The organism is Gordonia sp. NPDC003425 (genome assembly GCF_053588635.1).
On sequence record NZ_JBSFQI010000018.1, the window covers coordinates 56,604 to 76,670 of the forward strand.

Sequence of the window (20,067 nt, forward strand, 5' to 3'; positions counted from 1 at the left end):
GGGTCAGACGAACCGCGACAGTATCGAGTGCACACACTGGGTCACGACGGTGCGGTCGTAGGACTGCACGAAGTCGAAGCGCCGGTCGAGTTCCGGTGCGTCCTCGTGGCGGTCGCGGGCCGAGAGAACCGCGGCGAAGTGAGGTCCGAGTACGGCCACGGTCCACTCCTCGACGAGGTCGTCGTCGGGATCGAGTGGGGCGCGGTGGACGTTGCCGTCCCGGATGGCGGTGACCCCCACCCCGTACACGCCCACGAGACCGACGGTCTCCGACATCGCCTGCCAGCGCCGGGCGGTCGAGGAACTGAAGTTTCGCTCGAACTGAAAGGTGCCGAGCACCACCGCCGCGTGGGTGGCGTGCGCCTGCCGTTCGATCTCCTTGCTCATCGCCACCAGCAGTCGTTTGGTGGCCGGACGCGCGACGATCGCGGCTTCGACGATCGCGAACGGCGTGGCCTGCTGCGGCGGCGGTGTGGTGCGGACGGGCAACTCGGGTAGCGCGGCGGTCGGGTAGCGATCGAGTTCGGTGGGATCGGTCACCGACGGATAGAGCCCACCCATCCCCACCGCGGCGCCCAGGGTCTGTGCCGGCACGAGATGCTGCTCGTCGTCCACCCCCGTTGCGACGACGAGCGCATCGCAGCGTTCGGTGTGCGCCCACACGGCGTGCGCGAGGCGCGCCGCGTCGGGACCGATCGGGCGGCGCAGGAGGTCGGGGCCGAGGAGCACCACGTCGGGTTCCAGCAGGATCAGCGCGGTCAGTGACGCGGTGGTGGCCGTCACCGGGTTCAGGCAGATGGTGGTGCCCTGTTCCCGGGCAGCGTCGACGACGCGGAGGACCTCGCGCGGCTGATCGGCGAGTGCCTGGGGCGTGATCGTCATGACCTGGTGGGAGGCGCGGGCCGTCGTGCTCTCCAGCGGTGCCCAGCCGCTGCGATAGAGCCCGATGTCGAGGCCGACGAACAGCGGGACCCGCGCGGCGAGCCCGCGCACCGGATCGGAGGCGAGGAATCTGCTCCGTCGGGCGTCGAGGATCGGCTCCTGCGCCATCATCCGCGCGGCGCGTCGCAGGGCGGTGGCCGAGGCGAGGCTGGTGCCCGGCGGTCCGTGCACCTCCAGTGTCGTCGCCACCAGCGCGCCGTCGGAGAGTCGGCACACCGGCGTGATCTGCGGATAGAGGCTGATTCCGTCCAGGATCGATCCACCCCCCGAATCGGGGGTGTCGATGAGATGATCCCGGGCCATCGCGTTCCCTCGTCGGACAGTCCGGGCGGACCGTCCTAGCGGACAGAGTGTGCAGGAATGAACCTACCCCGCTTCGCGCGTCGGCATCACCCCCGGCGGCTACGCGACCGCGTGGCCGACGAGGTGGCCGATGGCGAAGGTCACCGCCATCGCGATGGCGCCGCCGACCACCACGCGGCACATCGGGCGCCACGGGCTCGACCGACCCAGCAGCGCCCCGACCGCGCCGGTCAGGGCCAATGCCGCGATCACCGCGACGAAGGTCACCGGTATCCGCCACGCCGCGGGTGGCAGCAGGATCGCGATGAGCGGCAGTAGCGCGCCGACGGTGAACGAGACCGCCGAGGACAGCGCGGCCTGCCACGGGTTGGTCAGGTCGTGGGGATCGATGCCCAGTTCCACGTCGACGTGTGCCCCGAACGCGTCGTGGGCGGTCAATTCGCGTGCCACCTGGCAGGCCGTCGCATGGCTGAGACCCTTTTGTTCATAGAGTCCGACGAGTTCGGCGAACTCTGCCTCGGGCTCCTCCCGCAACTCTCGCGCCTCCTTGGTCAGCAGGGCGCGTTCGGTGTCTCGTTGCGTGCTCACCGAGACGTACTCGCCGAGCGCCATCGACACCGCCCCCGCGGCGAGTCCGGCGATGCCCGCGGTGAAGATCGGTCCGCGGTCGGCGCTCGCGGCGGCCACACCCACCACGATGCCCGCGGTGGAGACGATTCCGTCGTTGGCCCCGAGCACACCGGCGCGCAGCCAGTTGAGCCGGTTCGCGAGTGAACCTGCGTGCGGCTCACCGGTGTGCTGACCGGGCACCTCGGTGTCGGCGCCGGGATCGTCGGCGGCCGATCGGTTGAAGGTCATGCGTCCCACTCAAACCCGGAAGTCGCACGCGCGCAAGCAAGGTTATGGTTGCCTCACTGACAGGTCCGTTGCTGCCGGGGGTAGTGGTCTCAGTAGCCGCTCGAGCGCATCGGTGCCGGGTTGTACAACCCGGAGCGGCGTTGGGTGCCGATGTCGAGTTGGGCGGGCGGTGCCGGTTTGATCTCCGTGAAGCGTTGCAGCCCACCCCAATCGCGGCCCCAGTTGTTGCGCAAGTAGGTCGGTAGCAGTGTGGGCGTCAGCATCGCCTCGGTGATGCCCAGCGGGCCACCGGCCTTGCCCGACATCCAGGTCTGACTGTTCTTCTGGGTGGCCTCGGCGTCGGGCATGATGCGCCACTGCGGCACCTGCAGCACGCCGTAGCGCACCTTCATCGGCTGCTGGCAGGGAAACACGAATCCGGGCAGCCAGTCGATGAACACCGGATCGGTGGTGCCCACCACGTCGTTGAGGGTGGCCAGTGTGGTGACCCGCGGCGGGGTGAGTGCCACCCATTCCGCCGGCGCGCCGGCGGTGTCGGCCACCACCACCCGCGCCACGGTGGCGCGCGGAGGTGCGTCGGCCAGCGGGAAGCGCAGGTTGCGCCACGTCGGGGCCTTCGCCACGTCGATCGGCGACATGGTTCCCACCCGCACCACGGTGCCGTCGGGATTCACCCGGCCGAATTCGACGGTGACCTGCTGTCCGGGATGGACCACGCCGATCCCGTCGACGGCCTCGACCGAACCGGCGACCGACACGGTGAGCAGTGGTGCGGCGGCGCTGCGCGGCGGGAGGGAATACCAGTCGGTGGTGAGCGTGCCGGTGCCGCCCGGGGCGCCGTAGCTGCCGAGCACGGGGGTGTTCGCCGGGGCGAGGCCGAATGGCAGTCGCACCGTGGACCCGTTCACGCCACGCGCACCCTGGCCGCCTTCGGTGCCGCCCTGCGACGATTCGCTGGTCTGTTGCTGATCATCGGCGCCCGCGCCGGTGCCGGCGGAGTTCGCCGCACCCGAGGTACTCGAGGTGTCGTCCTCGGTGGCATCCACCGACAGCTTGCCCGGCACCCCGTTCGGGGTGAATGCCGGTGCGGGCACGCCGTTCCCGATTCCCGCGAGCGCGTCGGAGATGCTGGGCGCCGCCCGTCCACCGACGGCGGCGGGTGCGAGTAGGCCGGTGTTGGGGTTGGCCTCCACCAGCACGTCATTGGCCAGGCCGCACTCGTTCCCGGTGATCGCGCGCGCGTTTGAATTGAGCCACGACCACGAATCACGTTGCACGTAGGCGGCTTTGGCGAAAGAGGCGACCATGAACAGCACCATCAGCGCGGAGATCACCGGCAGCGGTGAGAACTTCAGCCGCGAGTACCAGTGCGTGGAGTGGCCAGTGCGGGTGGCCTCGTCGGTGTAGTCATCGCGCAGATGGAACCACAGGCCCACGCACGCGGTGGCGACGGCGAGGGCCACGACGATCCAGGCGATCCCGATCCCGCCGATCGTCGGCGGGCGGTCCCACCACGGGATGCCGTAACTGCCGACGAACCACCAGCCGTTGGTGCCGGCGAACGAGATCCCGACCACGGCGAGCACGGCGGCGGCGAAGAAGGTCCGGTTGCGCCGCGACCGCATGATGGCCGGCGCCATCATCGCGCCGGCCGCCGCGGCCAATCCGCCGGCGATACCGGCGTACACACCGAAGTGATGCGTCCACTTGGTGGGGGTGAACGCGATGAAGAACATGGTGCCCAGGGTCACCGCGATCAGCCGCCAGATGGGGGCGCGGGCGACGCCGTTGGGATGATTGCGACGCAGCAGCCGCAGCAGCACCACCACCAGGCACAGGATCATGATGAGCACGCCGTAACGGCGGGCCAGGGTGCCGTCGGCGGTGGGCAGCAGCAGGTAGTAGTAGCGGATCGGCTCCTGCCACCACTCCAGCGTGGGGCCGACGTCGGTGGCCACCTTGTTGCCGGCGATCAGCGGGGCCAGCGGCTGATCGGCGAAGATCTGGAACAACACCGCAGTCCCCGCGGCCGCGATCGGGGCCAGCATCGGCACCAGGCCGTCACGTCGGCGACGGGAGACCACCGTCTTGACGATGGGCCGGATACCGGCGAGCAATGCGGCCACCGCCATCAGGCCGCCCGGGGCCAGCGCCAGGGTGAACGCCGCGGTCACCACGGCGATCGCATAGGGCAGCAGACGCCGGGTGGCGATCGCGCGTTCCACGCAGCACCAGGTGAACAGGGCGCCCACCGCCTCGGCGGGTTCGGGCCGCAGCCCGTTGTTGAAGGGCAGCCAGATCGCCAGGAACACGAAGGCCGCCGACCACACCGCGGGAGTGCTGGTGCGTACCGCGCGGCCCAGCCGCGGGATCACCTCCCGCGAGATCAGCCACCAGCCGAGCAGGCCCAGCAGGAACGCGGGCAGCCGCATCCACGGGGCGGCCAGGCTCACGTGCGTCATCGCGGCGATCACCTGGAAATGCCAGCCGAACGGATCCTGCGGCACACCGAAGTAGCGGAAGTAGTTGTCGGCGTAGCCCGCGTCGCCGGTGATGCGGCCGACGATGAAGTTGTAGCCGTCGTCGGAGGTGTTGGCCCCGGCGAACCACCAGAACGCCAGGATCACGAACACCGCCACGTCGGGGCCGCGGATGGTCCACCAGCCTGCGGGCAGGAAACGCTTGTGTCTGCGTCCGTCTCGCTGATCGAGCATGCCGAGCGCGATCAGCGACAGCACCGTCATGACCATTCCGACGACGATCACCGCCAGCTTCAGCGGAGTGGGGGTGCTGACGTAGCGGGTGTCGATCGTCGCCCGCAGCGAGACACCGTCGGACATGGCGGTGCCGGGCAGATCGGTGTACACGCCGACGATCTGCGGCCGCATCTCCTGGTCGTCCACCGCATACGACAGGGTGCCGTCGCTGCCCGAGGCCAGGCCGTCGATCGACGCGGTCACACCCGTGCCGTCCGCGTGGAAACGAATGACGCATCCCCGGTCGGCTTGTGCGGCAGCCCGACCGGTACTGAGGATCACCACATCGCGATCGGTGACCGTCAGGCTGGTGGCGTCGGCCCGCACGAACAGCCCGCGGGCGCTGGCGTCCGCGCCGCCCGCCGGGATGGTCGACAACAGCACGCCGCCCGCGGCGGGCAGATTGCGCGCAGAGTCGCAGGGCACCTCGACGTCCATGTCGACCGGTACGAACGCGACCAGCGGGGCGGAGACGCTTCCGCGGCCGTCCTGCGGCCAGTTCAGTTGTGCGGTGGTCTGATTGACCGGCAACAGCGGGGTGAGCACGGCCAGCAGCACACCGAGCAGGCCCGTCACCGCGGCGACGATCTTCGCTGTGCGGGCGCGTGTGTCAGTCGTCATCGGATTGCGGCTCCACCCTGATCGAACCCGTTCGCGACCAACCCCAGCGCGTGACCTGCGCAGTGCTCACCGTGACCGCCGGTGCGCCGGGCACCAGAGGGGTGAGACGTTCGAGCGCACCCCATTCGCGTGTCCACTCGTTCGACAGGTAGGTCGGCACCGCTTGCGCGGACGTGGTGGCCTCCGAGATGCCGAGCAGCCCGCCGTCGACCCCGGCCTGCCACGTCTTGGACTGGGAGTTGGTGGACGGGTAATCGGGCAGGATGCGCCACCGCGGCACCTGCGCGATCCCGTTGCTCACCTGCATCGGCCGTTGGCACGGGAAGTGGGCGGCCACGGTGAAGTCGATGAGCGTGGGCGACTGCGAACCGACCAACTGCTGCAGCGTCTGCAGCCGCGGCGCGCGTGGCGGCGTGATCCCGATGAACTGGTACTGCCCGAGGTTGTTGTCCAGCAACGACAGTCGCATCACGGTGGCCTTCGGTGGAGCGGCGGTGATGGGCACCCGCATGTTGCGCCACGGCCGGTTGGTGATCACCGGGCCGGGATCGATGGGCAGCACGTCGGGACCGGCCTGTTCGAATGTTCCGTCCGGTCCGGGTCTGCCGAACTGCACCACCAGTTTCTGGCCGAAGTTGCGGACCCCGAAGGTGTCGATCGTCGACACCGCGCCGGCCGTGGTGAAGGCGAGCAGCGGTGTGGCCGCGCGGTCGGCGGGCAACTCGTACCAGCCGGTGGTCAGGCGCGCCTCTCCGGCGTAGCCGTAGCTGCCCAGAACGGGGGTGGTGGCCGGGTCGAGGCCGTAGGGTAGCGCCACCGTCGACCCGTTGACCGTCTCGGGTCCGCGGCCGCCGGTGGTGCCCGCACCCAGGCCGCCGGTGATCGCGAACGGGCGTGCCACGCTGGCCGACACGTTCATCTGACCGGGGCGTTGGGTACCCGGTTCGGGGGACAGGTCGTCGGGAATCCCGTTGGGGGAGAAGCCCACCGGTGTCACGCCGCTACCCGCTCCGGCCAGCGCCGCCGACGCCGACCCGCCGCCGGCGGGGGTCAGCATGCCGGCATTCGGGTCGGGTTCGGCAAGCACGTCGTCGGCCATCCCGCAGGAATCCCCGCGCAACGTGTGCAGATTCTCGCCGAGCACCGTGGTCGCCGGATAACGGGTCACCGCGGCCTTGGCGAACACCAGGAGTTCGGCGATCACCATGAGCCCGGCGATCACCGCGATCGGCGACGACGCGAGGAACAATCGACGGCGATTGGCCCGCGACGCCTCGGGAGGTCCGGCGGTGTCGTGTTCGAGGCCCTTGTTGCGCACGTAGTCCAGACGAAGGTGCTGCCAGACCGCGACGGCTCCGGTGATCACCGCGAGGATGAGGAACAGCGTCGAGACCGGGCGTCCGGCGATCACCGGTGCGCGGTCGAACCAGGAGATCCCGTACTCGTAGGCGAACGGCCACGAGTTGTAGCCGGCCATGGCGGCGGCGAGCGCGAAGAACAGACCCGACACGAACACCGTGAGATTGCGGGTGGAGCTGGCCGCCGCGGCCACCACGGCCAGGGTGGCGACCGCGGCCATCGCCGCGCCGAGTCCGGCGAACACACCGAACTGGATGGTCCACTTGGTGGGGGTGAACGCGAACAGCAGCAACGTGACGCCCACCGCGCCGATCAGCCGCCACGTGGGACCGGTGGCCACACCGGCGATGCCGTTGCGGCGCAACATGACCGCGACCGTCACCACGATCGCGGCGAGCAGCAGCAACAGCGGCACACGCCGGGTGAGTGCGCCGTCGTCGGTGACCACGGAGATGAAGTAGTAGCGCAGGAATTCCTGATGCCAGCTGATCACCGGGCCCACCGTGTAGCGGATCTTCATCGCCTCGATGACGGTGGCCAGTGTCTGATCGCGGAACACCACCACCAGCACCACCAGCCCGGCCGCCACGATGGGCGCCACCGCGGCGAGGATTCCGTCGGTGCGGCGACGCTGCAGGAGGATGCGCAGCAGCGGGCGGGCGGCCACGATCAGGATGGCCACCCCGATCACCCCGTGCGGTGCCAGCGCCAGCGTGAACCCGGCCACCAGCGCCGCGGTGGCCGCGGGCAGCAGGCGCCGGGTGGCGATCGCGCGTTCGACGGCCCACCACGTCAGCAGCGATCCGAGCACGATGATGCCCTCGCTGCGCAGACCGCTGCAGAACGGCAGCCAGAACGCGGTGAATACCGCCGCCGCCGACCACACCGGCCAGTTGCTGCGATACCAGCGGCGGCCGATTCCGGCGTTCACCGCGGGACCCATTCGCGGCAACAGCACCCTGCTCAGCACAAACCACGACACCAGCCCGGCAATCAGCGGCGGGATGTGCATCCACAGGATCGACGGCGAGATCGCCGCCCAGTGCGCGAGAAAGCTGTAGTACCAGTCGAAGGGCGCCTCGGCGATGCCGTACCAGCGGTAATAGTTGGCGAGATAGCCGAACGAGCCTGCGGTTCGGCCCATGTTCAGGATGTAGCCGTCGTCGGGACTACCCGCCCCCAGGAACAGCCACACCACCAGCACCCCGGTCACCGCCAGATCGGTGAGCCGGGGACGCAGAGTGTGCCACCAGCGGCCGGCCCGCAGGCGATGGGACCGTCCGGACTGCCTGTCGAGGATGTGCAGGGCGATCAGCGACACCACCACCGCGATCACCGCGAGCACCATCACCACCACCTTGAGCGGCGTCGGGGAACTGGCGTAGCGGTTGTCGATGCGCACGTCGGCGTGCAGTCCCGCGGCCGCGGCGGACATCGCCTGCGCGGAGGTCAGGTCGCTGAACATCCCGGCCACCTGGGGCCGTTTGCCGGGGTCGAGGGTGGTGGCCGGTCCCAGTCCGATGAACTGCGCACCCGGTCCGGATGGCTCCGACCAGATGCGCAGGTCGGTACAGCGGTTCAGGTCGGCGCGCGGAGCCGAGGCGGCGACGGAGTTGCGAAAGGTGGCGGTAACCGCGTCGCGGCCGGCAGTCACGTATAGGGCCGACGCCTTGCTGTCGGGGGCATCGGTCGGCATCGTCGCGAGCACCAGGGTGGTGCGGTCGTCGGGCAGTTCGGCGAGCACCCGGCACGGGATGCGGATGGTCATCGACTGCGCCGTCTGCGCGATCAGCGGAGCCATCACCGACGACGTGTCGGAGCCGGTCTGTTGCTGCTGCGCCGGTTGCGTTTGCGGCCAGCTGAACGAGGCGTCGGTGGCCTTGACCGGCAGCAGCGGGACGAGGACGCATAGAACCGCGCCGAGGATGCCCGAGACGGCCGCGACGATCCGCGTCACACGCGGCGTGAAAATTCTGCTCGGGGTGCTGCCGGCCGATCCGGGGTCGTGCGGTTGCGGCTCTCCGGGATCGGAGGTCGTGGCTGTCGGCGGCACGGTGTCTGATGGTAGGCGATCGGACTCATTGGCGGATCGGCGCCGGACTCCACAGGCCGCTGCGGGTGGTGGTGCCGGTGGTGATCTCGGCCTTGGTGGTCACGTCGCCGTACGGCGTGTAGCGCTCGAGCGATCCCCAGTCACGTCCGATGTCGCCCTGCAGGTAGCTGGCCACCGTCTGCGGTTCCTGGGACACCTCGAGCCAGCCCAGCGGGCCACCGCCGTAGGAGTCCTGCCATGCCGACACCGCCGCGGCGAGATCGGCGCCCGGCTTGATGCGCCAGGTGGGGATCTCTGCCACCCCGTAGTGGTGGGTGAACGGCCGCTGGCACGGGAACACCAGACCCGACGTCCAGTCGACGTGCACCGGGTCGGAGCTGCCGACGAGTTCCTGCAGCGTCTGCATCTCCGGGAGCCGTGGCGGGGTCACCACGATGAAGCGGTCCGACGAGAGGTTGTCGTCGTCGGCCACGATCCGCACCGCGGTGAGGTTGTCGGGCAGCGACGAGGTGGTGATGCGCACGTTGCGCCACGACGGCCGCGGGCCGGGGTCGATCATCTCGGTCTCGCCGGTGGGCTCGAGGTCGGCGTCGCGGGTGGAGGGCGTGATGGGGTCGGTGGTGTACTGCAGCAGCAGATTGGGGTTGTCGTACTCGCCGGCCACCGAGAAGGTCAGCAGCGGACGGCTCTTGTAGTCCTTGGGCAGTGCATACCAGCCGGAGGTGAGGTGCGCGGGCACCTGATCGGTGGTGGAGTAGCTGCCCTCGACGGGGGTGCGCGCAGGGTCGAGGAAGAACGGCAGACTTGCGTAGCTGCCGTTGACGCCGGGCGTGGATTCCCGTCCGCCGCCGGTGCCGCCGCTGTTCGCGTTGAGGACGTCGTTGGTGGAGGTGGCAGTGCCGGCCAGCACACCCAGCGACCCGGCGCTGGCCTGGGTGGTGAGGTCGTCGGGCACCCCGTCGGGTCCGAAGCCGCTGGTTGTCGGTTGCGACGAACCGCTCGGCGCCTGGGCGGGGCCGGCCAGGGGATTGGGCAGCGTGCGATCGACCGGGGCGAGCATGTACTCGTTGGGATCGGGTTCCACCCACACCTTGTCGGCCATGCCGCACTGTTTGCCCGCCAGCGCCTCCAGGTTGGAGCGGGGCACCGAGTACGAACTGCTCTGCTGGATGCCGGCGAACACGGCGGTCACCAACTCGAAGATCACCACCGCCGCGGCCATGTAGGCCAGCGGTGCGTCGGAGATCGACGACCACAACGTTCGATACCACCGTGGGTGGAGGGGTGCGTCGTCGGCGTCGTCCTCGTGGGGGTCGGTGCCCGCGAACGGTTCCCGGAAGTGGAACCACAACGCCAGCAGCAACAGCAGCAACGACGCGTAGAGCATCGCGTTGGCCAACGAGAAACCGAACGACACCTGGTTGACGCCCCACGGCATACCCCATGCCGACGAGTAGTAGTACGAGTTGGGGGCGGTGAACGCCAGACCCGCGATGAACAGCACCAGCGCGGCGAACAGGGTGCGGTTGCGGCGCGAGTGCATCGCGGAATGGCTCACCGCGATCGCCGCGATGGCCGCGAGCGCCGCGGCCAGGCCGGCGAACACCCCGAAGTGGTGGGTCCACTTGGTGGGCGTGAACATGAGGAACACCAGCGAGGCGAAGGTGATCCCGACGATCCGTCGCGCGGGTCCCAGCGCCGTACCGGGGATGCGGGACTTACGGATCAGGACAGCGGCCGCGGCCACCATGCCCAGGATCATGGCGAGGACCGCGAACCGTCGGGCGATCGACCCGTTCGCGGAGAACTCGAACAGCGACGAGTAGCGGTCGATCTCGTTGTACCAGTGCATCGACGGACCGAGCGCGGACTTCATGCTCGACGACTCGCTGAACGCGCGGATCGTCAGGTTGGAGAACACCACGAAGATCACGAACGTGCCCGCGGCGGCGATCGGCGCCAGCAGTGCGACATACGACCACACCCCACCGCCGATCGCGCGCACACGTTTGATCAGGGCCAGGATCATCGGGCGGGCGCCGGCGATCAGCGCGGCCACCGCGAGCAGGCCGGTGGGTCCTGCGGCAAGGCTGAACGCGCCGATGAGACAGGCGATCGCGGCGGGCAGCAGGCGGCCGGTGGCGATGGCACGTTCCACCGAACACCAGGTGAGCAGCGCGCCGAGCGCGATGATCGGTTCGGGGCGCAGGCCGTTGTTGAACGGAAACCACGACGCCAGGAACACGAACGCCGCGGTCCACCCGACCGCGGGCCGGGTGGTGGCGGCCCGGCCCAGCCGAGGCAGTACCTCGTGGCTGACGATCAGCCACGACGCGATTCCGCACAGCAGTGCGGGTAGCCGCATCCAGGGACTGGCCAGCGACACGTGCGAGAGCAGGCCGAACACTTCGTAGTACCAGCCGAACGGTGCCTCCGGGGCGCCGAACCAGCGGAAGTAGTTCGCGGTGTACTCGCTGTTCTGGGCGACGCGCGACATGGTCAGCAGATAGCCGTCGTCGGAGGTGTTGGGTCCGATGAAGTGCCAGATGATCAGCGCGGCGATCACCACGTAGTCGCGGGCGTTGAGCCGCCACCATTTGGCGGGGAGGATGCGGCGGTGCTTGCGGCCGTCGGTGGCGTCGAGCGCGGCGAGTGCGGCCAGCGACAGCAGGGTGCAGACGATGCCGACGATCAGTACCAGCCACTTGAGCACCGTCGGCGCTGTGGAGTACCGGGAGTCGACGGTGACGTGGGCGCGCAGGCCCGGCAGTTGCGCGGCGTCGCCCGACAGGTCGGTGAACAGGCCGGTGACCTGGGGGCGCTGGTCGGCGCTGTAGGTGTCGGATTCGCGGCCCTCGGTGGTCCCCATCAGGGGTTTGCCGTCGTCGCCGGTCATCCCCACGAACTCCGCGGTCACCGCGTCGGAGTCGGCGTGCACCACGATGTCGCGGCAATCCTGCGACCGGATCTGCGCGAGCGTCGCCGACACCAGCGGCACGTTCCGTACCACCACTTCGATGCTCTGCTTGTCGGGCGGGTCGGTGGGGCTGCCGGTGCGCCGGATGAACAGCCCGCGCTCGGTGGCCTTCGTGGCCTGCTTGGGTGTGGTGGACAGCAGCACCGTCTCGTCGGGGGACATCGACGTCGCCGCAGAGCAGGGGATCGAGACGTCGATGTCGACGGGGACATAGGAAATCAGCGGCGCCGATACCGATCCCACGGTGTTGTTCTGCGGCCAGTTGATCTCCGCGGTGGTCTGCTTGACCGGCATGAACGGAGTGGCCAGAGCCAGCAGAACACCGAGCAGACCGGTGACGATCGCGACGATCTTCGCGCGTCGAACGGTCTGCGTTGGCACAAAGAGAGATGGTAACCGTTCGGTCGAATCTGCCTCTTCGACAGCCTGAGGTGTTGGTGGGGCGGGACGGATAGGGTAGGGCCATGTCGACCGTTTCCGACGCCGCGCACGAAACCGGCGCCGAGCCGCTCCCGATCATGCTGCTCAACGGGCCCAACCTGAACACCCTCGGGGTCCGTCAGCCGCAGGTCTACGGGTCGGAGACGCTTGCCGACGTGGTGGATCTCGCCGAACGCACCGCCGCCGAACTCGGTTTCGGGCTACGTGCGGCGCAGACCAACCACGAGGGCGAGATGATCGACTGGATCCACGAGTCCCGCGGTCGGGTCAGCGGCATCGTGATCAACCCGGGCGGCTGGACGCACACCTCGGTGGCCCTCGCCGATGCCCTGGTGATCCCGGAGGTGCCGGTGATGGAGGTCCACATCAGCAACGTCGCCGCGCGCGAACCCTTCCGCCACCACTCCTATGTGTCACCCATCGCGGCCGGAGTCATCGCCGGATACGGCATCCGCGGCTACGAGTTCGCCATCCGGCGGCTGGTCGAACTCGTCGGCTGAGCCGGCCGCAGCGGGTTCAGCGTGCCCACAACCACGTCGAGCGTGCCCTTCTGCTGGTTGAGCTTGTCGAAACCAGCCCGGCGCGAAGATGACTGCGGCGAGCGTGCCCTTCTGCTGGTTGAGCTTGTCGAAACCACCCGGGCGCGAGTATGACTGCGGCGTATGCGCGACGCGAGAACAATAGTTGTCGTTGCCTCGCTCAGCCGCCGCATCTATATCTGTGTCGACAGGATCGGGCCGATGGCGCCTTCGAACTCACACGTAAGTGCCGAAGTCGCCGGTCACGCCGAGACGCTTCATGAACTCCGCTCTGTCGAAACCGGACTCGACACTGTGGCGACGCATCGCCGCGCCCGCCGATTCCAGCGCGGCCGGCGACTCCCACGACACGTGGGTGACCACGTTGAATGGGCTGTCGCCGTTGGCGAGGGTGAGCACCTCGTTGATCTTGATGCCGTTTTGTGTGGCGAGCACGAGATGCAATTGCCGGACTTGGTCGACGAACTCGTCGAGGTGCGCCACGGGTACGGAGAATTTGTCGATGCGGTGAAGTGTGTGCATCGGTCGAGTCTTCAACTTCAAGTCTGCTCGAGGTCAAGCGGACGACTCTTCTGCAACCCCAAGGTTGCAGTAGGAAGCGGTATGTGCAACTATCGAGTTGCATATAAGCATCCAGCTACCGAAGGACAAACTGATGGATACCGACTTCGATCGTATCGAGCAAGAAATCGTCATCGACGCACCCGCGCAACGGGTCTGGGATCTGGTGAGCGAGCCGGGCTGGTATATCAACAACCGGGTGATCACCGAGCATCGGATCGAGACCAGGGGCGATCTCACCGTGGTCCACGATCCCACCCATGGTTCGTTTGCGCTGCGGGTGCTCGACCTCGACGCGCCGCGCTACGCGGCGTTCCGCTGGCTGATCGACGCCGATGATCCCGACAGCTCGGCCACCCTCGTCGAATTCTGGTTGACACCAACCGATTCAGGAGTTCTGCTCAAGGTAGCCGAAAGCGGGTTCGCCGCGCTCGACGAACCGGAGGCCGATCGTCGATCCCGTTTCGACGACCATACCGACGGATGGCGCGTCGAACTGGGCCTCGCTCGTGACCATCTCGTCGATGCCGGTACCCGTGCCTGAGGGCACCGCTCCCGTCGAGGTCTTCGCCGCACTCGCCGACGACAGCCGATGGCAGGTGCTCGTCGCCTTGGGGCGACGGCCCGCGTCGGCGTCGGCGCTCGCCGACGAGTTGCCGATCAGTCGGCAGGCGATCGCCAAACATCTGCGCGTGCTCTCCGAGGCGGGACTCGTGGCGGGGTCCAAGGTGGGTCGAGAGGTGCGCTTCGAGGCGGTGGGCGCGCGACTCAACGAGGTGGCTCGCCAGCTCGAAGGCATTGCGAGCGGCTGGGATCGGCGCCTCGCCCGCATCAAGCAGCTGGCCGAGGAGGCGGATCCGGCGAGGTGAGCCATGCGTGAGCGATCGGGGTCAGCGGCTCAGCGCTTCGGCGGCCATGTCGGCCACCGACCCCTCTGCGCGTGGGCCATGCCCGGGGTACAGGGTGGTGGCGTCGAGTTCGGTGAATTTCTCGACGCTGCGCCGGTTGGCTGCGTCGTCGTGATTGAAGGCGCCGGGCAGGCATTGGCAACCCGTGATGGCCGACACCGGGTGTCCGCTGACCAGCGCGTCACCGGACACCAATACCTCGCCGTCGGCGACGAGATAGGCGCTGTGACCGTCGGTGTGCCCGTGCGCTGCGACCGGAAGGGGGCGGCCGGGAAGGTCGAGCGGTTCCGGAAAGGGTTGGGTTCCAGCGATTCCCGCCCGGCTGAGCACGCCCAGCGGTGTCACCGTTGCCAGCCAGCGCCAGGCGCGCGGACGATACGCGAAGGGCGCGATGTCGAGTGGACCGGCCTGTTGGAGGTAGTCACGTCGGGCGTGGCCCACTTCGTCGGGGTCGGCGTACACGGGAAAACCGAAGCGGTCGACCAGTTTCGCCATACCGCCGATGTGGTCGACGTGGGCATGGGTGAGCAGTGCCCCCCGGATGTCCTCGGGTCGACGCCCGATCGCGTGGATCGATTTGAGGACGGTCTCGGCCTGGCCGGGATATCCGCCGTCGATCAGGGTGAGGTCTGAACCCTCCTGCAGCAGAATCCAGTTCACCGACTCGCTGTGCACGAGGTGCGCGGTGGTGGCGCCCGAATCGAGGCTCGAGATGACGAATTTCATGGTAGAACAGCTACTTTCGTACGACGAGAACGAACGGACCCACTTCCGTCACCTGGAATCGGGGGTCGGCGAACAGGGCTGGATCGAATGTAACGGTGTAGCGCTTGACATTCGGATCGTTGGGGTACACGTCTTGCGCCAGGCGCAGCGCGTATCCGTCGGCGGAGTAGCGGAACAGGAAGACGTTGGGCGGCGTCCACGGTGCGGTGTCGAGGTGGTCGATCAGTTCGGCGGGAGTCGACGACTTCGACCACTTCTCGATGGCTGCCGCCCGTTTGTCGAACTCCGCCAACGGATTCGCGTAGTGCGAGGTGAGTCCCTGGAATCCCCAGTAGGGGTAGATCGAGAGGAAGCCGTAGTCGGCGGTGAGCACCACGTTCTCAGTCGCCGGGCGGCCGGTCTGCCCGGCGATCAGGCGATGCAGCTCCGGGAAGTACGATTCGGCTCCCGGTGGACGTTCGTCGGCGCGGTGCCCGTAGCCGTCGGTATCGGTGTAGGCGGTGGTGATCTCGTTGGAGAGATACCCCGGAATGCCTTGGGCCAGCATCACCGCCGCGGCGGTGGCGATGACCCCGATCGCGATGCGGACGTCGCCGAATCTGCCGACCGCCCAGTGCGCCAGCTCGACCACCCCGAACACGCCTGCCGCCGAGAGCACCCCCACCAGGATCGGGTCGAGGCGAAACGACAGGAGTGTGGTGCCGGCCGCGGTCAGCAGCATCGACAACAGGCACACCAGATACACACCGACGGTGGCGATGCCGAGTGCCGCGGCGATGGTGCGTTCCCGGAACCGCAACACGATCCAGATCAGCCCGATCATGGTGATCGCGCCGACGAGCGACAGATGGAACATGGGCAGCGGCAGGATCGAACCGCGTTCGGGAAGGTAGTGCTCGGCGGTTCCGCCGCTCGCCGGTTCGTTGCGCAACCGGGCCAGCAGGTAGGGCGTCCACACGGTGAGTGCGATCAGTCCGGCGATCACCCCCATCACCACGAGCCTGACGAGCACCGCGACGGTCACGGCTCGTCGCCTCGCCGCCACCGTGCCGCCGGCCACCGCCTTGTTCCCCGCCAGCACCCATCCCTGCACGATGAGCGCGAGCGCCATCAGCACGGCGACTCCGGCGAACAAGCCGGTGTAAAGGGTGTAGAAGGTGGCGCTGAGCCCGAGGAACAGTCCCGCCGCCGCCACCGCGGGCCAACTCGTCGCCGCGCGCAACGAACCCGTGGGACCGTCGGCGTGCCGCGACCGGCCACGCAGGGCGTAGAGCATCGGAATCAGCATCGGCACGCCGAGCATCACGAGCACCGCGGCGTACGGTTCGGGTGCGGCGTACATCAGGGTCACGGTGGTCACCGCCAGCGCCGTGGCAACGCCGCGATCGGCGCCGACCATCCGGTTCCACAGCACCACTCCCACCGCGGCGGCCGCCGACATCGAGATGATCGCCCACGGCTTGAACGCCTCCCAGCCGGGCATACCGAGCAGCGACGCGTACCTCCCGCCCGCCCAGAACCAGCCGGCCGGATAGTAGGGCGGCAGGTGCAGGTAGGTCATGTCGGCCAGGTGCGGGCTGCTGGTCATCCGCGTCAGATACTCGGTGCGGAACTGCTGATCCACCGACAGGCCGAACAGGTAGAGCCGCGTCGCCCCCAGCGGCATTCCGATGGTCACCGTCACCAGGCCCGCGATCCCGACCGTCGACAGCAACGTGGTGACCGCACGGCCTCGTCCGTACCGGTAGAGCAGCGCCGCGACCACCAGGATCGCGATGGCGATCACCTGGCCCGTCGTGGTGAGTGCCCGGGTCACATTCGAGGAGTTGAACGCGGGCCACTGCACCGAGTCGATCACCTTGAGCCCGACGAAGGCCACCACGGCGCCGACGAGTGCGGCCACGACGATCTCGACGAGGTCGGCGACGCGGGAAGCGCGGGCGCCCCGCGTGGGCGCCTCGGACGCGTCGTTGTCTCCGACGGCCGGGGTCTGCGTTGACGTCACGCCACTATTCTTAGCAGCCGTCAGAACGGTGGTGGACCCTCGAGACCGAGTTCGGATCGGCGGGCCGCAGTGGCGGCGCGGGCCTTCTCGACGGCGTCGCGGCCTGACGTGGTGAGCCGGGCGGCGACGCGGTGGTCGGGCGGTTGGTCGCGCTCGGCGAGTGATCGGAAGAGATCCCGTCCCGTGTACGCGTTGCCGACGAACATGTGGCCGGTGGGGCTCTCGAAGATGACGGTGCCCAACGGAGTCTGGTGATCGCGCCAGCCGACCGCGAAAGTTTTATAGCGGTGATGTCGACGGCAAAGCGGTTTCAGGTTGCGGCGTTCGGTTCGGCCGCCCTTGGTGGGATCGGTGTGGTTGAACGGGTCGGTGTGATCGAGATCAGCGGTGCGGACCTTGTTGGTGCAGCCGGGAAAGGTGCAACACAGTTCACCGGCCTGCACCAGCGCCTTCAGCTTCCGGGGGATGGGATAGCGGAACGAGGCGCGGGCACTGTTCTCGTGGTCGGGGTGGACGTAGTTGCGACGCGCTTCGGTCAGCAGCCTGCGGGCCGTGTCGGCGTCGATGAGGCCGTGTCCGTCAAGGAATGCCGGATCGTCGTCGTGGCCGAGCACGGTCGACAGATTCACGACGATGTGGAAGGTGGGGCGGGGACCGTGCTCCGCGCCGCAATCGGGTACGGGGGAGGCGTCGTGGATTGTCGGGGACGCCGGGTCGGCGGGGCGGGATGCAGGGTTGGCGCACTCCGCACATTCGCACGGGAGATGCTGGTGGCCGCGCGCGAGGGCGACGAGCGAATCGGCGCGGCGCTGCGCGTGCGTGCGCGGATCGGTGGAGTGAACTCCGCCCACCATCTCGTTGAGCCGTGCGTCGAGTACCGCTGCCTGTGTTGCGGGCAGTTGTCCGTCGATCGACGAGTGTCCGGGCTGATCGCGATGTGGCCGGATGGCGATGTAACGCCGCTTTTCAGCGGTTTCGCGCCGTCGCCGCGTGGCATCGGGGTCGATGCGTTCGACGGTCGCCTCGACCATCGTCCGCAGCCGCGTCGTCGACATGGGCTCGCGAGAGAAGATCAGATCGGCGAGGACGGCGTCGAGTTCCTTGATGTGAGCGTCGTCGACGAGCTCGGTGCGGGCAACGATGTCGGCGAAGCGGGCCAGGTCGATGCGGCCCACGGCCAGCGCCTGTCCGGTCAGCGGCAGTCGGTAGCGCAGGGAGCCACCGAGTTCGATCGTGCGCTTGGCCTGCGCCGGCGTCATCGTGAGCGTGGCGCCGACCTCGCTGATGGCCGCGGTCAGACCGTCGGGCCCACAACTTGCCGCCGGGTCGACGTCCGGCCGGACGAACAGTCGGGCGAGTTCGGCAGGATCGGTGCACCCTTCGGGCGCGGCGATCTGGCGGGACCCCAGCAGTGCCTCCACCCGGGCCAGGTAGTCGTACTCGCGCAGTTCGTAGATGAGGACAGCCGCCTGCAGAATACGGTAGTCGGCAGAGGCCTTGCTCGCCTGGGAGTGGAAGAGCACCTCCACCAACTCGTCGGGTTCGAGGTCCTCGTCCTCGGCCAGTTGCGCGAGCAGTGCCTGGCGGGCATCGACTGCGGACTCGGTCGGGGTCATGATTAGAACATACATTCGGTCACCGACAAATCTGTTCGCGGAAGGCCGGGGGCCGGCCGGTTGGGCCTGGCGGAAGGCTTCAGCGCAGGCTGTTGCGCACGACCCGGTCGACAAGCTCGCTGGCGGGAATACCCGTGGCCGCAAGCTCCAACGCGCCCGTCGACGAGAGCATCGCGATGCCGTGGACGCTCGCCCATAGAGTGGCGGCGCGTGCCCTGGCGTCGCCGGCATCGGCGCTCGAGGGTTCCACCAGTGAAACCAGCCACTCGAACAGCGGCCGGGATACGTTTCGCAGCTCTTCGCCCGACCCTTCGAGGAGGTCGTGGCGGAAAATGAGAGTGAACATTGCAGGTCGACGACGAGCGAATGCGACGTAGGCGTTTGTTACTTCACCCAGATCGCCGTCGGATTGGCTATCAGAGCCGTCACCGACGAGCTGATGTCGAGAATCGCCGCCGCAACCGGGCAGGCGTATGTCGACGACTATGCGCGACAACGAAACGACCACACCGACGCATCCGGCGCGGCCTGACGGGCACGCTCGACCGGGATGTGGGCACGCTCGACGGGGATCTGGGCACGCTCGACGGGGATCTGGGCACGCTCGACGGGGTCCTGGGCACGCTCGACGAGCTACACAGGTAGCTTGCGGAAAATCTTCCGGGGAATGTGGCGCAGCACCGTCATGATGAACCGGAACGGCCCCGGCACCCAGATGATCTCCTTGTGGGCGTCGACGGCCGCGGCGACGGCCTTGGCGACGTCCTCCTTGTTGACCGTGAGCGGCGCTTCCTTGACGTTCGCCGACAACCGGGTGCGCACCTGGCCGGGCCGCACCACCAGCACGTGCACGCCCGACGGCGCGAGTGCCTCGCCGAGCCCGAGGTAGAAGCCGTCGAGGCCGGCCTTGGTGGAGCCGTAGAGGAAGTTGCTGCGACGCACACGCTCGCCGGCCACCGAACTCATCGCCACGATCTGGCCGTGTCCCTGCGCGCGCATCTTCTGCCCCAGCAGCACGCCCACGCTGACCGCGGCGGTGTAGTTGATGGTGACCTCGGTGACGGCCTTGGTTTGGTCCTGCCACACCTGCTCGTCGTCGAACTGCACCCCGGCCGCGACGATCGCCAGATCCACATCACCGCCGGCGAAAGCCTTGTCGATCAGCTCGGGATGCGTCTCGGGCTTGAGCGCGTCGAAGTCGATCAGTTCCACCGACGTCGCGCCCGCGTCCTTCATGAGCGCCACCGCCGCGTCGGCTGTGGGATCACCGGGAACCACGGCGAGGATCACCTTCGCCGGGCCGCGGTCGAGGAAGGCGGACGCGATGGCGAGTCCGATCTCGGAGCTACCGCCCAGAATCAGGATGGACTGCGGGGCACCGACGGAATTGAACATGACGAGA

Annotated in this window: 14 protein-coding genes; 3 read left to right on the forward strand and 11 right to left on the reverse strand. The window is 68.4% G+C overall.

Annotation, left to right across the window (positions count from 1 at the left end; translation table 11 throughout):
* Nucleotides 1–3: 3 nt before the first annotated feature.
* The 5 genes from ACWDTD_RS17935 to ACWDTD_RS17955 form a co-directional block, all read right to left on the reverse strand.
* Complete coding sequence (locus ACWDTD_RS17935; RefSeq protein WP_449748485.1) at nucleotides 4–1,245, reverse strand: DICT sensory domain-containing protein; 1,242 nt, start codon at nucleotides 1,243–1,245, stop codon at nucleotides 4–6.
* 99 nt (nucleotides 1,246–1,344) lie between these two features.
* Complete coding sequence (locus tag ACWDTD_RS17940; protein ID WP_449748486.1) at nucleotides 1,345–2,103, reverse strand: VIT1/CCC1 transporter family protein; 759 nt, start codon at nucleotides 2,101–2,103, stop codon at nucleotides 1,345–1,347.
* A gap of 89 nt (nucleotides 2,104–2,192) precedes the next feature.
* On the reverse strand, nucleotides 2,193–5,480 hold the full coding sequence (locus ACWDTD_RS17945) for an arabinosyltransferase domain-containing protein (RefSeq protein WP_449748487.1): 3,288 nt from the start codon (nucleotides 5,478–5,480) through the stop codon (nucleotides 2,193–2,195).
* Nucleotides 5,470–8,892, reverse strand: a complete 3,423-nt coding sequence (locus ACWDTD_RS17950) for an arabinosyltransferase domain-containing protein (protein ID WP_449748488.1) — start codon at nucleotides 8,890–8,892, stop codon at nucleotides 5,470–5,472. Before ACWDTD_RS17950 ends, ACWDTD_RS17945 begins: the two co-directional genes overlap by 11 nt.
* A gap of 25 nt (nucleotides 8,893–8,917) precedes the next feature.
* On the reverse strand, nucleotides 8,918–12,250 hold the full coding sequence (locus ACWDTD_RS17955; protein ID WP_449748489.1) for an arabinosyltransferase domain-containing protein: 3,333 nt from the start codon (nucleotides 12,248–12,250) through the stop codon (nucleotides 8,918–8,920).
* 83 nt (nucleotides 12,251–12,333) lie between these two features.
* Here ACWDTD_RS17955 and aroQ point away from each other — a divergent pair, with 83 nt between their 5' ends.
* Nucleotides 12,334–12,810 carry a type II 3-dehydroquinate dehydratase gene (aroQ, locus tag ACWDTD_RS17960; RefSeq protein WP_449748490.1) on the forward strand — a complete coding sequence of 159 codons (477 nt, stop codon included), beginning with the start codon at nucleotides 12,334–12,336 and terminating at the stop codon, nucleotides 12,808–12,810.
* Between the two features lie 255 nt (nucleotides 12,811–13,065).
* Here aroQ and ACWDTD_RS17965 read toward each other — a convergent pair whose 3' ends face one another.
* Complete coding sequence (locus tag ACWDTD_RS17965) at nucleotides 13,066–13,371, reverse strand: antibiotic biosynthesis monooxygenase family protein (RefSeq protein WP_449748491.1); 306 nt, start codon at nucleotides 13,369–13,371, stop codon at nucleotides 13,066–13,068.
* 133 nt (nucleotides 13,372–13,504) lie between these two features.
* On the opposite strand from ACWDTD_RS17965, the gene ACWDTD_RS17970 reads away from it, so the two are divergent.
* A complete protein-coding gene (locus tag ACWDTD_RS17970; protein WP_449748492.1) occupies nucleotides 13,505–13,954 on the forward strand; it encodes an SRPBCC domain-containing protein in 450 nt (149 codons plus the stop codon).
* Nucleotides 13,935–14,279 carry an ArsR/SmtB family transcription factor gene (locus tag ACWDTD_RS17975; RefSeq protein WP_449748493.1) on the forward strand — a complete coding sequence of 115 codons (345 nt, stop codon included), beginning with the start codon at nucleotides 13,935–13,937 and terminating at the stop codon, nucleotides 14,277–14,279. The genes ACWDTD_RS17970 and ACWDTD_RS17975 overlap by 20 nt, the downstream gene beginning before the upstream one ends.
* 21 nt (nucleotides 14,280–14,300) lie before the next feature.
* On the opposite strand, the gene ACWDTD_RS17980 is transcribed toward ACWDTD_RS17975, so the two are convergent.
* The 5 genes from ACWDTD_RS17980 to ACWDTD_RS18000 all read right to left on the reverse strand — a co-directional run bounded on the left by ACWDTD_RS17980 (nucleotide 14,301) and on the right by ACWDTD_RS18000 (nucleotide 20,060).
* Entirely contained in the window at nucleotides 14,301–15,044 is a 744-nt protein-coding gene (locus ACWDTD_RS17980) for an MBL fold metallo-hydrolase (RefSeq protein ID WP_449748494.1), read from the reverse strand.
* 10 nt (nucleotides 15,045–15,054) lie between these two features.
* Nucleotides 15,055–17,049: a galactan 5-O-arabinofuranosyltransferase gene (locus ACWDTD_RS17985; protein ID WP_449748495.1), complete on the reverse strand. Its 1,995-nt coding sequence runs from the start codon at nucleotides 17,047–17,049 to the stop codon at nucleotides 15,055–15,057.
* A gap of 20 nt (nucleotides 17,050–17,069) precedes the next feature.
* Nucleotides 17,070–18,665, reverse strand: a complete 1,596-nt coding sequence (locus ACWDTD_RS17990) for a DUF222 domain-containing protein (RefSeq protein ID WP_449748496.1) — start codon at nucleotides 18,663–18,665, stop codon at nucleotides 17,070–17,072.
* Between the two features lie 79 nt (nucleotides 18,666–18,744).
* Nucleotides 18,745–19,173, reverse strand: coding sequence for a TetR-like C-terminal domain-containing protein (locus ACWDTD_RS17995; protein ID WP_449748497.1), 429 nt, complete (start codon nucleotides 19,171–19,173; stop codon nucleotides 18,745–18,747).
* 125 nt (nucleotides 19,174–19,298) lie between these two features.
* A complete protein-coding gene (locus ACWDTD_RS18000; RefSeq protein WP_449748498.1) occupies nucleotides 19,299–20,060 on the reverse strand; it encodes a decaprenylphospho-beta-D-erythro-pentofuranosid-2-ulose 2-reductase in 762 nt (253 codons plus the stop codon).
* Nucleotides 20,061–20,067 lie beyond the last annotated feature (7 nt).

What these genes read in the sequence shown, in the direction of transcription:
- ACWDTD_RS17935 (WP_449748485.1), bottom strand. Translation starts at nt 1,245, where the DNA reads ATGGCCCGGGATCATCTCATCGACACCCCCGATTCGGGGGGTGGATCG.
- ACWDTD_RS17975 (WP_449748493.1), top strand. Translation starts at nt 13,935, where the DNA reads ATGCCGGTACCCGTGCCTGAGGGCACCGCTCCCGTCGAGGTCTTCGCC.
- ACWDTD_RS17940 (WP_449748486.1), bottom strand. Translation starts at nt 2,103, where the DNA reads ATGACCTTCAACCGATCGGCCGCCGACGATCCCGGCGCCGACACCGAG.
- aroQ (WP_449748490.1), top strand. Translation starts at nt 12,334, where the DNA reads ATGTCGACCGTTTCCGACGCCGCGCACGAAACCGGCGCCGAGCCGCTC.
- ACWDTD_RS17945 (WP_449748487.1), bottom strand. Translation starts at nt 5,480, where the DNA reads ATGACGACTGACACACGCGCCCGCACAGCGAAGATCGTCGCCGCGGTG.
- ACWDTD_RS17970 (WP_449748492.1), top strand. Translation starts at nt 13,505, where the DNA reads ATGGATACCGACTTCGATCGTATCGAGCAAGAAATCGTCATCGACGCA.
- ACWDTD_RS17990 (WP_449748496.1), bottom strand. Translation starts at nt 18,665, where the DNA reads ATGACCCCGACCGAGTCCGCAGTCGATGCCCGCCAGGCACTGCTCGCG.
- ACWDTD_RS18000 (WP_449748498.1), bottom strand. Translation starts at nt 20,060, where the DNA reads ATGTTCAATTCCGTCGGTGCCCCGCAGTCCATCCTGATTCTGGGCGGT.
- ACWDTD_RS17965 (WP_449748491.1), bottom strand. Translation starts at nt 13,371, where the DNA reads ATGCACACACTTCACCGCATCGACAAATTCTCCGTACCCGTGGCGCAC.
- ACWDTD_RS17980 (WP_449748494.1), bottom strand. Translation starts at nt 15,044, where the DNA reads ATGAAATTCGTCATCTCGAGCCTCGATTCGGGCGCCACCACCGCGCAC.